6 protein-coding genes are annotated in these 13,488 nt (G+C 48.3%); 3 read left to right on the top strand and 3 right to left on the bottom strand.

Annotated features, from left to right (window positions below; translation table 11 throughout):
- Positions 1-2: 2 nt before the first annotated feature.
- Entirely contained in the window at positions 3-650 is a 648-nt protein-coding gene (locus tag Q4526_RS15900) for an MOSC domain-containing protein (RefSeq protein WP_215978108.1), read from the bottom strand.
- Positions 651-1,036: 386 nt separating this feature from the next.
- Here Q4526_RS15900 and Q4526_RS15895 point away from each other — a divergent pair, with 386 nt between their 5' ends.
- The 3 genes from Q4526_RS15895 (at position 1,037) to Q4526_RS15885 (ending at position 9,711) form a co-directional block, all read left to right on the top strand.
- Positions 1,037-3,139 (top strand): sensor histidine kinase, encoded by a 2,103-nt coding sequence (locus Q4526_RS15895; RefSeq protein ID WP_215978107.1) that lies wholly within the window; start codon positions 1,037-1,039, stop codon positions 3,137-3,139.
- An 88-nt stretch (positions 3,140-3,227) separates the two neighbouring features.
- A complete protein-coding gene (locus Q4526_RS15890) occupies positions 3,228-3,917 on the top strand; it encodes a response regulator transcription factor (RefSeq protein WP_215978106.1) in 690 nt (229 codons plus the stop codon).
- A gap of 217 nt (positions 3,918-4,134) precedes the next feature.
- On the top strand, positions 4,135-9,711 hold the full coding sequence (locus tag Q4526_RS15885; RefSeq protein ID WP_215978105.1) for an SdrD B-like domain-containing protein: 5,577 nt from the start codon (positions 4,135-4,137) through the stop codon (positions 9,709-9,711).
- Between the two features lie 57 nt (positions 9,712-9,768).
- Here the strand turns inward: Q4526_RS15885 and Q4526_RS15880 are convergent, their stop codons facing one another.
- Both Q4526_RS15880 and Q4526_RS15875 read right to left on the bottom strand, forming a co-directional pair.
- Positions 9,769-10,851, bottom strand: a complete 1,083-nt coding sequence (locus Q4526_RS15880) for an endonuclease/exonuclease/phosphatase family protein (RefSeq protein WP_215978104.1) — start codon at positions 10,849-10,851, stop codon at positions 9,769-9,771.
- A gap of 163 nt (positions 10,852-11,014) precedes the next feature.
- Positions 11,015-13,270, bottom strand: a complete 2,256-nt coding sequence (locus tag Q4526_RS15875) for a TonB-dependent receptor (RefSeq protein WP_215978103.1) — start codon at positions 13,268-13,270, stop codon at positions 11,015-11,017.
- Positions 13,271-13,488: the final 218 nt, after the last annotated feature.

Here is a 13,488-nt window from a genome sequence, read left to right as displayed (position 1 = left end):
CGCTATCCGCTATCCGCTATTCCTGCACGCTTAGAGATAATACGGCGCGCGATTTTGGAAAGGGGTGAGCCCAATGCTTGATGTAATGCTGCTTTATCCCACGCTTTTTGGTGCCATTGATAGAACATGCCCTTAATGTCAATATAGTTCTGCTCTGTGGGTTGCCACTTAAGGGCGTCTCCTTGAGTGACCGAGCCTATTTGTAGCACGCGTGCGTAAGCACCAGGACGCCCAGCTCGAATAAACGCTTTAACAAAACTGGCGTCTCCCATTTTGGCGGCGAACTTGGCGCAGGGAACCCGAGGTGCCGTAATTTCAAGTAGTAGTGACTCACCAATTTGCAGCCGATCCCCGACGCGTAGCACGCCGTCGTGAAAAGACATAATGGTCAGGTTCTCGCCAAAAGTACCTGCGGGTAGCTCGCGGTCTAGTTGTTCGCTCCACCATGCATAATCTTCTGCGCTGTATAGGTATACCGCCTGATCTTCACCGCCGTGTACCTTTGTGTCCACAATAGTGTCACCCGCGACCCCCAAACGACCGATAACCACAGTTTCTTGTGTGGGTTTTTTGAAAATACCAGTCGCTACCGTTTTATTGCCGAGAGTAATGTCGGTTGCGATAGCGCGATTAATAGATAAAAGCTGCATTGGATGCCTGTCATAAGGATGTAAAGCTGAACAGGTTTAAAGTTAATCACTATAAGCTATTTTTCGCAATGTTGAGGTGGGGGCTGGATGTAAATGCTTAGTGTGTATTCTGGGGTCGTTTTGTGCGCTTAGGGATGATCTTAAGTGACTTATGGTTCACTTTATGTCTTTGATTGTGAGTTTTCGTGAGGTGGGTTTTCTATATTGACTGTAAATCCAATGAAAGCCGCAGCAGTTCTGGCTATTCGAGAAGGTGTCGAGCTAGAATTGCTCGTAATGCAAATTGGGGCGTCATAGTGTTGTATGTCGCACATTTATCTGGCTGTGCTTGTTAGTGGTAGGGCCTATTTTAAGCTGGCGATGTAGCGCATGAAATGGTGTCAAAGTTGAATAACGCAAAAATTATAGCGCAGCCCCTAAAAGTCATTATTGGCTACTACAAAGTCGTTATGTGGCTATTAACTGTCAGTATTATGTGTGGGTTTTCATCATTTTCCGCCGCGGGCTGTCTGCCTCAGGCTATCACTAGTTCGATGGAGGGCGCTCCTAATATTAAAAATCTTAGTATTTTGATGCTAGAAGACTCCACGCAAAAGCTGACGTTTGAAGATGTTTCTGGGTTTTCTATTGATCGGTTCACGCCTACAGCTGGGGTTGTGGATAGTGCCGTTAAAGGCGGGAGTATTTGGCTTAAGTTATGTCTAGATAAAAGCCTGGATGCAAGAGAGCATTGGATATTAAGCGTTCTTCCTGCCTATATAAAAAAGGTGGAGCTTTACGAGATTATCGATAACAAATTAAACAGAAGTGTGGTGGGAGATGTCACCGCTTGGGATAAACGTAAAATAAATTATCGAGGCTATGCTTTTCATTTAGACTTTTCTAAGTATTCCGAAAAAACAATATATTTAAAGCTTGATTTTCATCATCGTATTTCGGCTGACATTATGATGATTGATGGCGCTTCTATGTATGATGTGGTGGCGGATGACTATTTAAAGTTTGGCATGTATTTCAGTATTGTATTGATTGTTTTCTTGGCTAACTTAATTCTTTCTTTTCGAACGAAAGATAAGTCTTATTTTTACTACTCAATGTGTATATTGTTTTTATCCTCATTTACCATTCTAAATGGAGGGTATTTATATCAGAGTCTTTTTTCTGATGAAGGGATGTCGGCAATGCCGGCGATCATGGTTTCAATCTGTTTGTATTTTTGTTCTCTTCATTTGTTTTTCAATGCAGCTTACGAGTTAGAATCTAACGCCAAGTTAGTAAATATCGCTAATTATGTATTTGCCGCTGGGTACATTATTATCTCAGCTTCTTATTTGATAAGTAACGATTTGCTGCTGTATAGGATTGTTACTGTGATCTATATGGCCTCTATTCCTGTATTTTTTGGCATGGTTATTTACGATGTTTTTTGGCTAAAAAAGCATAGGTTTTTCTCATTATCTTTAGTGCCTGTTTTGTTGGCGTTTGTACTAAGCAGTGCTAGATCGTTTGGAATGTCAGACTCGTTTGCGTTTGTTGAAGAGATTCCAGCAGTGGCTTCTCTTGTTCACATGATAACAACTAGTATTATATTGGCTAAAAAGGCGTGGTTTTTAGAATCAGAAAAATCTAAAGCCGTTAAAGAGTTGCTGCGATTCTCTCGTGAGTACAGTAGCAATCTCGAGCGTGATGTGGATTGTCGAACCAAGGATCTGGCGCTATCAAATGAAAAATTAAATAATGAGATAGAGAGCCGAAGGTTGACTGAGGATCGGCTTCGGGAAGCGATTATTATTGAGCAAAAAGAAAGAAAGATGAAAAGAGAGTTTGTGGCCATACTGTCACATGAGTTGCGGGCACCTGTATCAGCTATCGATATGGCTGTGCAAAATTTGGAATTTAATCTTTCGAATAGTGTTTTATCTGAGTCTGAAAATTCAACGTCTAATAGAATAGAGTCAATTAAAAAAAGCACGAATAAATTAAATCGTATAATTGAAAATACTATTGTGAATGATAAGTTGTTGCGAATTGATTGCGCCGAAATCGAGGTGGTAGAGGTTGAGTTGTTTGGTCTTATTGCCAAGACTGTCTCGATGATTGATTTTGAGTGCAGGGTTGATTTGAGTGGTATTAAAGAAGAAATGATGGCAAAGGTCGATGTTGATCTTGTTCAAATAGCATTGAGTAACCTTATAGATAATGCACTTAAATACTCTGATAAGTGCTTTCCAGTTAAAATTACAATGATGCAAGTGGACGATTGTGTTGAAATCTCTGTTATCGATAACGGGGAAGAGATTTCTGAGGATGAAAAGCGTGATATATTTGAGAAATACTATAGGTCTCATACTGCCCATGGTAACCCTGGGTCAGGGTTAGGCCTGTTTTTAACTAAGATGATTGCTGAAAAGCACAAGGGATCAATTAAAGTTATTACCAATGATTCGAATGTGGGAGGGAATACATTTGTGTTGAGGCTGCCCATATAATAATTTCGTGTTTTTGAATATGGGAGCAGGGTGTGTTGTAGGGGTATACTGTGTTTATTGAATGGGTAAATGAATTCTAAGGGGCTTTATGCATGTAGTTCTAGTTGATGATGATGTGACGTTTAGTTTGGAGTTGGCTTTGGCGCTAGAGAATCAAAGCTTTAAGGTTAGTTTGGCTCACAGCTACAGTGATTTAGAGAAAATACTGAAACAAACTCATGTTGATGTCATATTGCTGGATGTGGGTTTGCCAGATTTAGATGGTTTTTCCATTTTGCAGCGCCTGCATCTTGAATTTGAGCGGACGGGTGTTGTTATGCTGACGGCTCGTACCGAACTAGGGGATCGAATTCGGGGGCTTGTTACTGGTGCTGATGCTTACTTGTCTAAGCCAGTTAACGTTGCTGAAATTTCAGCGACCATTCATGCTGTGGGACGGCGACTAAACGTACATCGTGAAGGTAGAGAGACTAAAATTACAGCGTGGCGTATCGAGAACTCTGGCTGGGTTGTCATATCCGCAGACGCTGAGCGCTATGAGCTAACGGCTCAAGAGCGGCATTTTGTGCTGTCACTACACGATGGATTTTCTAAAGGTCGGGCCGTAAGCAGAAGAGAGCTAATGTTACAACTGGGGAAAAACCCAGATATTTACGATGATCACTTCCTGGATTCATTGGTAAGTCGACTAAGGAGTAAGTTGGGCAAGAGTTTTCCTTTGCAAACGATACGTGGCGTTGGTTATACCTTGTCGGAGTCAATTCAAAAATTAGATTAATTTTCCAGGGCATTATAGCACCTAATCCTTCCCGTTTTATTTCTGATTATTATTTTCTACTTCATTGTGAGTTTTGCAAGATTAGTGAGTCTTGTGATTTTTGTTAGTTTTCGTTCGAGAACCTGAGTTGATTGATTCATACACTGCCACCGGTTAGCCCTGGTTTAAAAATTAGGGCTGCCTGTCATTGCTGTCTCTATTACTCGTGGTGCTCTGTATGTTTCGCAAAGGAAGCTCGTTAAGTCTATCTTATGGTAGTGTATTTCATCGATATAATATCGTTGGTGTGGTGCTGGGAATTTTATTTTTGGTAGGTGCATCACAGTCATGGGCACAATCCAATGCCAACTTCGCTGTGGCGGTTAATACGGGGCCAGTAGCGCCCAATAGTGACACCGTATATCCCGGCGAGGCGACCAGTTTACGTATTACCTTAAGTAATAACTCTACTGTAGATGCCATTACAGGGGTTGCCTTTTCGAAAGCGCTCCCCTCTACCGCTAGCGGTGGTTTGACTGTTACGGGTACTCCGACCATTAGTGGTTCGGGTTGCACCGGTGGCTCGCTTTCAGCGGTACCAGGAACATCAACTATTACACTCAGCGGATTAACTATTCCAGTACAAGATCCGGCGGCACCTGGCTCAGGGCAATGTTATTTAGATATCCCCATTGCAGCTTATTCAGATGGTGGCAGTACGTCGTTCTCTTATGCACTGAATACAGGCGAAGTGACAAGCGACAGCGGTACTAATGCGTCTGGTGGGCCGCAAGGTTACACTGTGTTGGCAGCAAGTCTGCCTACCTGGCAAAAAGGATTTCCTACTGGCAACGGCTTGGCAATTTTGGGTGGAGAACCTACCACCTTGCGCATACAGTTAAATAATAATGACAGTAACATCGATCTAACCAATTTTAGTTTTGTCGATATATTTCCCACAAGTGGTGCCGGTGGCGCGGTAATTGAGCCCACTGGTGTGCCTGCGACAGGCAGCTGTGTGGAGCCACCAGTGAATGCCAATGTTGTGTTGACAGCGGGTTCGACTGCACAGGTTGCTGTCGATGGCGGAACTCTGGCGCCATCGACCAATTGTCTGTTGGAGGTTGAAATTCGAGCACGTCATACTGACGGTGATTATCAGTTGAATGTGCAAAATACTATGCAAACATCAAGCTTTAGTAGTGATGAAGGGTTAACGCCGGCGGCAAATGCTAGTCGAAACATCACAGTTCGCTCGCCAATCTCTGTAACCAAAGCGTTTACGGAAAGCCCGGTTGCCAGTGGTGTACCGAGCACCTTCACTATTACGCTGAATAATAATGGTGAAGTGGATTTACCCGTTAGTAATTTTTCTGACAACCCAGTTGCCGCTGCACCCTTTCAAGATCGCATGAATGTTACCCATGTGAATAATAGTTGTGCCGGTGGAACTGAGAGTATCGTAAGTGGTGGGCAAGGTTTTGATGTGGGTGGGTTTTCTATACCAGCACAATCGAGCTGTTTATTAACCGTAACTTATAGTGCTATTACTCCAGCAACTGATTTACCTTCTACATATACCAATCATATCCCTGCAGGAGCGGTAGAAGTAACGGGCGAGCCGGGAATTATTAGTCAGTCTCGCTCAGCAACAGTCATTGTTGCCGATCGCTTGCGTGTTCTTAAATCACGCAGTCCCAATAATGTCGCACCGGGTAACCCGGTTATGTACAGCGTGACCGTGCAAAATTTTTCGAATACAGATGTTTATAATGTAACGGTGGCCGATGTACTGCAAAACGGCTCTACCCTGCTAACCAATGGCAGTTTTGCGCCCAGTTTAACGGCCGCGTGTGGAAGCTTGAATTTGAATGGGCGTGTAGAAGGTGACAGCGACTTATTGTTTACTATTCCAACCTTGCCCGCTCGAGCCACAGCTAGCTCTCCGGGTTCTTGTACCATCAGCTTTTGGGCCATGATTGACCCCGCCAGCACCCAGAATACGACCAATCAAATTGGAGCGTGTGCGGTGAGAATTAACGGTGATGCTGGTAATTGCAACGCCAGCCTGTCACAAGAGGTCTCGGCCAATCATCACGCTGTGATCGCTCTGCAAAAAACCTTCGATGGTCAAAACAGTGCGACTTTGACCGAGGGGCAGGTATCGCGTTTGCGTCTGAGGGTATTAAATTATTCTGATAACGCACTTACTACCCTAGCCTTGAGTGATACTTTGCCAACAGCGGGGCCATTTGCTCAATTGCGTATTGCCTCCGTAGCTAATGCGGGTAATACCTGTGGAGGCACTCTGGTAGCCGTGCCAGGATCGACCTCATTGGCGCTTAATAACGGTACGGTTGGCCCACGTAACAGTGCGACTAACGTCCCTGCGAGTTGTTATGTTGAGGTTGATGTTGTGGGGCCTGCTGGTGTTTATGTGAATACCGCGACTGCCACGGCAATTCAAACGAATGCCGATGGCTCAATGTTGCCAGTTACCACCGATGACAGTGCCACCATAACTTACAGCGACGCGTTGGCGGCGAGCAAAAGCTTTACCCCCGACACCAGTGCACCTGGTGGTGAAGTCCAGGCACTGATTCGCCTGCAAAACCTTGACAGTACGGTACCGATTACGGGTATTCGTGTTGAAGATAATTTGCCAGCAGGGATGTACTTGGCTTCGCCGTCCAACGCTTATACGACTTGTAACGGCCCCGTTCAGATGACGGCAGTGGAGGGTGCAAGCTATGTTGGACTGGAGGGCGCAAGTCTAGCGCCTGGGGCGACCTGTGATTTACTTTTTAACGTGGACGTAGAGGGAAATAGTAGCTGGACTAACGTTATTGCACCCGGTGAAATAACAGCTGATGGTGGTTTGCTAAATCGCACCAACGTAAGCGCTACGCTCAATTACGAAGCTCCTGAAGTACCCGTTATATCCAAAGCAATTAACCCCGGCTCTATTGCACCGGGTGAGACGGCTCGTTTGACGATCAATATCACTAACGCTGCACAAGATCTAAGTAATATTCGTCTTAGTGATTATTTTACCGTTGATGGCCTGTTAGGTGGTGAGGTTAATGGAATGAGTGTTGCGGTTTCGCCCGATGCTCTTACCTCTTGCCCCGGCGGGGTAGTGTCGGCTGTGTCGGGTGCGACGAGTGTGACTTTAACAGGTGCAAGTTTGGCGGCCAATGCGAGTTGTGATGTTAGTGTTAATGTCACCTCGTCTAAAGTTGGTACTATTACCAATACCATACCGATGGAGAGTATCGCCACCAACGAAGGCGCGACTAACACCACAACCTTTGCGCAAAGCACATTAAACACTTCGTACAGTGTGGGGTTGAGTAAACATTTTACTCCGGCGGTTGTAACACCAGGCGAAAGTTCGACACTGCGCATCACCGTATATAACTCGATGGAGTCCGGCTTGCTCGATTTTGATTTAATCGATCCCTTGCCGTCAGGTTTGCGTGTAGCCGATGAAGCCAATGAGTTTACCAATTGTGGTGGATCGGCCAATATTTCTTGGCCCGCTGGCACCCAAGTACAACTTATTGGCGGTAATTTGGGGCCAGTGATTGCCGGTGAGGCAAGCAGTTGTTATATCGATATCGATGTTGTGGCTGATCTGGAAGGTACCTATGAAAATATCATTCCAGCCGACTCTATTACCGTGGAAGAAGAGCCAGTAACGCATCCACCCGGGACAGGCACTTTGGAGGTGCGTGAGCATATTCGCGTCAATAAAGCGATTGATGGCTTTACGCTGGATGCGGATGACCCGGTAGGTTTTACCACCGGATCGGCTTATCGTTTGGCGGGTGTACCGGCACCACTGACTATTCGGTTGGAAAATCCCAATACTATCGATTTGACCCAAGTACAGCTGATAGACATCTTGCCAGAAGGCTTGTTTGTGGCAACCGCGCCCAACATTGGGACCGATTGTCCTCAAGCCGTGGTGGCGGCTCCTGCCTCGGGCACGCAAATTACTGTTACCGGGGTTACTTTAGCAGCAGGTTCTGCATGTACACTGACGGTTGACGTGTTGAGTAACGTAGCGGGTTCCTATACTAATGAAATTCCACAAGGCGGAGTTACGAGCTTTGAGGGAGTGGAAAATTTAGAGCCGACCCAGGCCGAGCTGATCATCAATGTGCCGGGCACTGTTGGCAAAGCGTTTGAACCACCCGTGATTCCACCGGCGGGAGTATCGCGCTTAACGATTACCATCGATAATCCTAACGATGCCGATATGGTATTGAGTCAGGACTTGGTTGATGAGTTACCTGCTCACCCTGCACAAATGTTGGTGGCCAATCCGGCTAATGTGGTAAATACGTGTACAGGCAGTATCTCTGCGGCTGCGGCAAGCACGACGGTAACGTTGCAAAGTGGCGCTATTGTGCCCCCTGGCGGTTGCCGCATTGAGGTTGATGTGACAGCCCCGGACGCCGGTGAATACATCAACAATATTGCCGTGGGTGCGCTACAGTCTAACTTTGGTCCCAATGAGGAGCCCGTTAATACGCCGCTGTTGGTCAGTACGTTGGGCTATATTTCCGGTAAGGTATTTTTGGATAATCAGGCGATACCCGATGGCGTTTATATTCCCGGTGGTTCCACCCCAATTGCAACCAACACCGTTGAGTTGCGTCAAGGTGCAGATTGCACGGGGGCTTTGTTAGAGCAGGCGAAGACCGACGCACAGGGTAATTACTTATTTGCGCTTTTACCCGCCGGTACATATTCGGTGTGCCAGCCAGTGCAGCCTGCCGACACATTAAACAGTGTGACGACCGAGGGTACGATCGTCGGTTATAACGGCAGCGGGGGCACGCCAGGTGTGGCGGCAAACCCAAGTGATACGACTAGTGAAATTGTCGGCATTGAATTGACCGATAGTGGCGATGCTGATGAGGTGAGTGGTTCACCCAACAATAACTTTTCTGAAGTGCTGCCGGCGCAAGTGGCGGGACGGGTGTATCACGACATTAACGACGACGGTATCATTGATCCCGCAGAGAGCGCGATTAGCGGTGTGACAATTACTCTGACGGGACCCGTTACACGTACCACCACAACCGATGCCAGCGGTGCGTACGCCTTCACCAATTTACCGCCCGGTGAGTACACCATTACTGAAACACACCCGCAGGGTTGGACCGACGGTATCGATACGGTTGGTAGTCACGGTGGCAGTGTTAATGTCGATGATGAATTTATCGGGATTAATTTAGCGCCGGGCGATGATGCCACTGAATATAATTTTGGTGAGTATTTATCGGTGGGGGCCGGCGGCATTACACTGCAGGCGAGCAGCTACTGTAATGAACATGCGTCGTGGGTAGAGTATCAATTGTTGTCTGATGGTCAGCCGTTCGAAGGTTCTGCACCTGATGTGACTCTATCGTGGTTCAGTGGCACGGATCGTTTATTGCAACGCCTAACCAACCAACCGTCTTCTGGTCAATTGCTGTGGCCTGGTATGTCGCTCGGTGCTGAATTCGACCCTACGGTATGGCCTGGCTGGAGTTATATCGATGAGAGCTGGGTTGAGGTGGAAGATGATCGCTTAGAGGGGGTGCGTATTGTGGCGGACTTGGGCGTGAGTGTAGAGCAGGCCGTCGACTACCCTGAGGCCGATTACAGCTGTGCAGCGCAACCCTTCGGAACGGGGCCTCAGCCTCCGGCCAACCTGCCGGCGACGTCGTACTGGTCACTCGCTCTGCTCTGGCTGTTTATCAGCGGTATTGCCGCGTGGGGCTATCGCTACCGAGCTTGGTTTGCGGCAACACGCCACTAGCGCGTAACGCTTTGGCCGAGGCGATTGTTGATCGCCTCGGCTTTTCCTTTCTGCGTATTACTCACCGGGTTCTGGTACATCATCAGCGCCTACCTCTTGCTCTTGAGCAATGGACTTGGCCCAAGATTTTTCATCGCGGTCGGTGGATGGCTCCTCTTGCTTTTCTTTCGCATTTGGCGTGAAGGCCAGCCGAGTTAATAGCGGGAAGTGATCCGAGCCAAAATAAGGTAAGCGTTCAATCGAACTGACTGTGAAGTGGCGGCTGTGAAATAAATGATCCAGTGGCCAGCGCAAAAATGGGTACTTGGCGTGAAAGGTGTTAAACATTCCCCGGCCTATACGCGGGTCTAGCAAGCCGCTGAGTTTGCGAAATAGCTGGGTGGTGGCAGACCAGGCTACGTCGTTTAAGTCGCCGGTGACTACCACCGGCTGATCGCTCTCAACAACACTCTTGGCCACGACAACCAGTTCTGCATCGCGTTCGGCCGACTCGGGATTTTCAGTGGGGCTGGGCGGCGCTGGATGTAAAAAATGTGCGCGTACGGCATCGCCACTGTGCAATATCACCTGAGCGTGCATGGAAGGAATGTCGTCTTCTACAAGGTAGCGCGTCTCGGCTTCTTTTAGCTCGAGGCGAGAATAAACGTGCATACCGTATAAATTATCCAGCGGGCACTTGATGCAGTAGGGCATATCGGCCTCTAAAACATCCAGTTGGTCTTGCCACCATTGATCGGATTCCAGGGTTACTAATATATCGGGCTGGTGCTTTTTCACCAGGGCTAGCAACGTGTCTGCCTGCCGATTGGGGGTGAGAACATTGGCGGTCATTATGGTGAGATTGTGTTCGGGTTTGGCGTTCGGATTGTGTTTAACCTCGGCGCGCCACAAGCGTGTGTAAGGCAGTACCCACCACAATTGCCGACACAGGCAGCCCAGAGTGACAATCAACACAATCCAAAACGTGGGTTGTGTCCAGGGTATTAAAAAAATCTGTAACGGGATAAGTGCTAGGGCAATCAGCGCAAGTTGTAAGCGGGGAAAATCCAGCCCACGCACCAGCCAGTGGGGATTTCGCCATAAAGGCAGCACCGTGGCCAGCGCTAATATACCAGTGGCAATACAGATAAATAGGGTCATATTGGGTCGCTATGGGAATTTGTGTGATCAATACGATAGCAGATGCGACAAAGCTAGGCACCCAGTGCCGAGGTGTTAAGTTACGGCTAGGTAAAGTGACGGTCGTAAAAAAGGGGAATGGTTGCCCATTCCCCTTAGTTGGTCTTCTAGTGCAGACTAGGAGTTAAAAACTGTAGTCGAGTTTGACGTAGGCAGTTTGTGGGGCGCCCCAAACCGCGTAACCCCAGTCATCACCGCCGGTGTTTTGGTAGGTGAAGTACTCTTCATCTAGCAAGTTTTTAACCGCGCCGGTAACCGCCCAAGCGCCAGACCGCCAAGAGACCTGTGCGTTAAGTATCCCGTAGGCCTCTTGCTTGGACCAGGGGTCATTTTCCAGCTGCAGCTCGTGATCACCGAGCCAGGAGTAATCGGCTTGTAGTGTCCAGTCGCCCAGATAATAACGCGCTACCAGATTGAGGGAGGTGGCAGGTGCGGAAGGCATTTCGTTGCCGTCGATCTCGATAACCTGACCGGCGACATTAGTGACTAAGTCCGATTTGATTTCGGTGTCCAGAAGCCCCAGGCCAGTAATCAATTCGAAGTCGTCGGTTACGAGATAGGTCAGCTCTGCTTCCAGGCCGTGGCCATGGACATCCCCTAGGTTAGAAATATCGGCGGAGCCGGTGGACGAGTCCCACAGTTGCGCCTGAAAGTCTTCTAGCTCATAGGCGAATACCGCAACGTTTAGACGCGCTCGGCCGCCCCCCAGAGTGGCCTTGTAACCCGCTTCCAGGCTGGTCATGGTTTCTTTTTCGACCGGCCCAAAAGCGCCAACGCTACCGACATAAGAGCCGTTAAAACCGCCGGATTTTAAGCCGCGAGACAGGCTGGCGTAGTACAGTGTGTTGTCGTTGGGGGTGTAGTCTAGGCCTAAGCGTCCGCTAAAACCTTCTTCGTCAATTTCGTCAGCAAACAGTTGGTCGCCGTAATAGCTGGGTTCGCCGCGGTTGCTCAATACGGCGTCTTTTTCTTCCCAGGTGTAGCGGGCACCCACCGTCAATGACAGTGTGTTGCTTAGTGCTTTGTCGATCTGGCCAAAGACCGCGTAAGACTCGGTGTTTTGGTCGATATATTCGTTATGCCAGTAGCCTTCGAAGATAATGGCGTCACTGGTGGTGGGGCCCTGAGTGGCCAGGTTGCGTTCATCTTTAAAATAGTAGATGCCCGAGACCCAATCCATGCTATCGGTAGCGCCGCTGATGCGAAGTTCTTGGCTGAACTGTTCGGTGTCGGCTTTATACTGCTCGTCGAACCAAATAATCGACGTCGCGTCAAAGTCATCTTCTAACAGTTTGTCCATGGTCTCCAGTGCTGTAATGGAGGTGATATCAAATTTATCAGTGGTGATCGAAAGCTTAGCCGAGGCGCCAAAGGTTTCAATTTCGGTTTTAAGTCCATCGGCCGCACCGGAGGAGGCGTACTCTGGCCCCCAGCCGCCGGCTTCTTCGCGACCCGTGAGCGCGCCCGGAATGGTAACGCTGATACAATCGCCCTCAAGAATGCTCGCGGTGGCGCAGCGATTGTTCGTGTTGGTTGGGTCTTGATAACCCAAGTGCACAAAGCCTACGGTTTGTTGGTCGGCATCGCTGCCGTGCACATCCAGTAGCAAGTTAACGTTGTCCGTGAAATCGATTGCTAATTTACCGCGATACCCCAAGGTATCGGTGGTGCCAAGGTCTTGTCCATCAATCCCGTTGGTTTGCCAGCCATCGCTATCACTTTTCTTAACCGCAAAGCGGCCGCGTACGTTGTCGGTTAAGGCGCCACTGACCGCACCTTCAAAAATACTTTGATTGTAGCTGCCCAGCTGGAGGCTGGCGTTGGCTTCAAAATCTTCTGTTGGATCATTGGTAATATGGTGTACTAAGCCGGCCGAGGTGTTGCGGCCAAACAGTGTGCCTTGAGGGCCGCGCAGCACTTCAATGCGTTGTACATCAAACAATTGCATGCCAGAGCCCGAAGGGTTGCCACGATAAACTTCGTCTACATAAAGTCCAACGGGTGCTTCCCATGTGTCGGCAAAGTTAGATAAACCAATACCGCGCAGCGTTAGTGATGGGCTGGACGCTTCGCCAAAAATGGCAAAATAATTCATGTTGGGAACTTGCTGGGTAATATTGATACCCTCTTCAAAGCCCATCTTGTCCAGGTCTTCGCCGCTGAACGCGGAAATAGCGATAGCGACATCCTGTGCGCTTTCGGAGCGTTTCTGCGCGGTGACCATAACTTCCTCAATCGCTCTGGTGTTTTGGCCTTGCTCTTGTGTCGCGCCGTCCTGCTCTTGGGCGATGGTTGCTCCTGCATAACTGGCAGCGGCAATAGAGACAGCTATGGCGAGCGATGCGGATGCATTGCGGCGTTTGGTCTTCAACGTTTGCATAATTTTTCCTTTTAGTTAACCGACTTAATCGAATCTATCAAAATATCGCCTTCGAATGAAGCTCCGCTTAATTCAGTAGTACTGCTCAATATTTAAACCTTCAGGTCACACATAGGTTTAGTACCCCTTGCAGAAGATGTCCACTGTCAGCCACTGTGCGTTAGAGTCGTTCATCCACGGTTTCGATCAGCCAGCGTGAGAATACGAAGGTACGGCGG

It is taken from the genome of Gilvimarinus sp. 2_MG-2023, assembly GCF_030547685.1.
GTDB lineage: Bacteria > Pseudomonadota > Gammaproteobacteria > Pseudomonadales > Cellvibrionaceae > Gilvimarinus.
The sequence above is the reverse complement of the archived record's forward strand: the minus strand, read 5'-3'. Positions and strand labels throughout refer to the sequence as shown.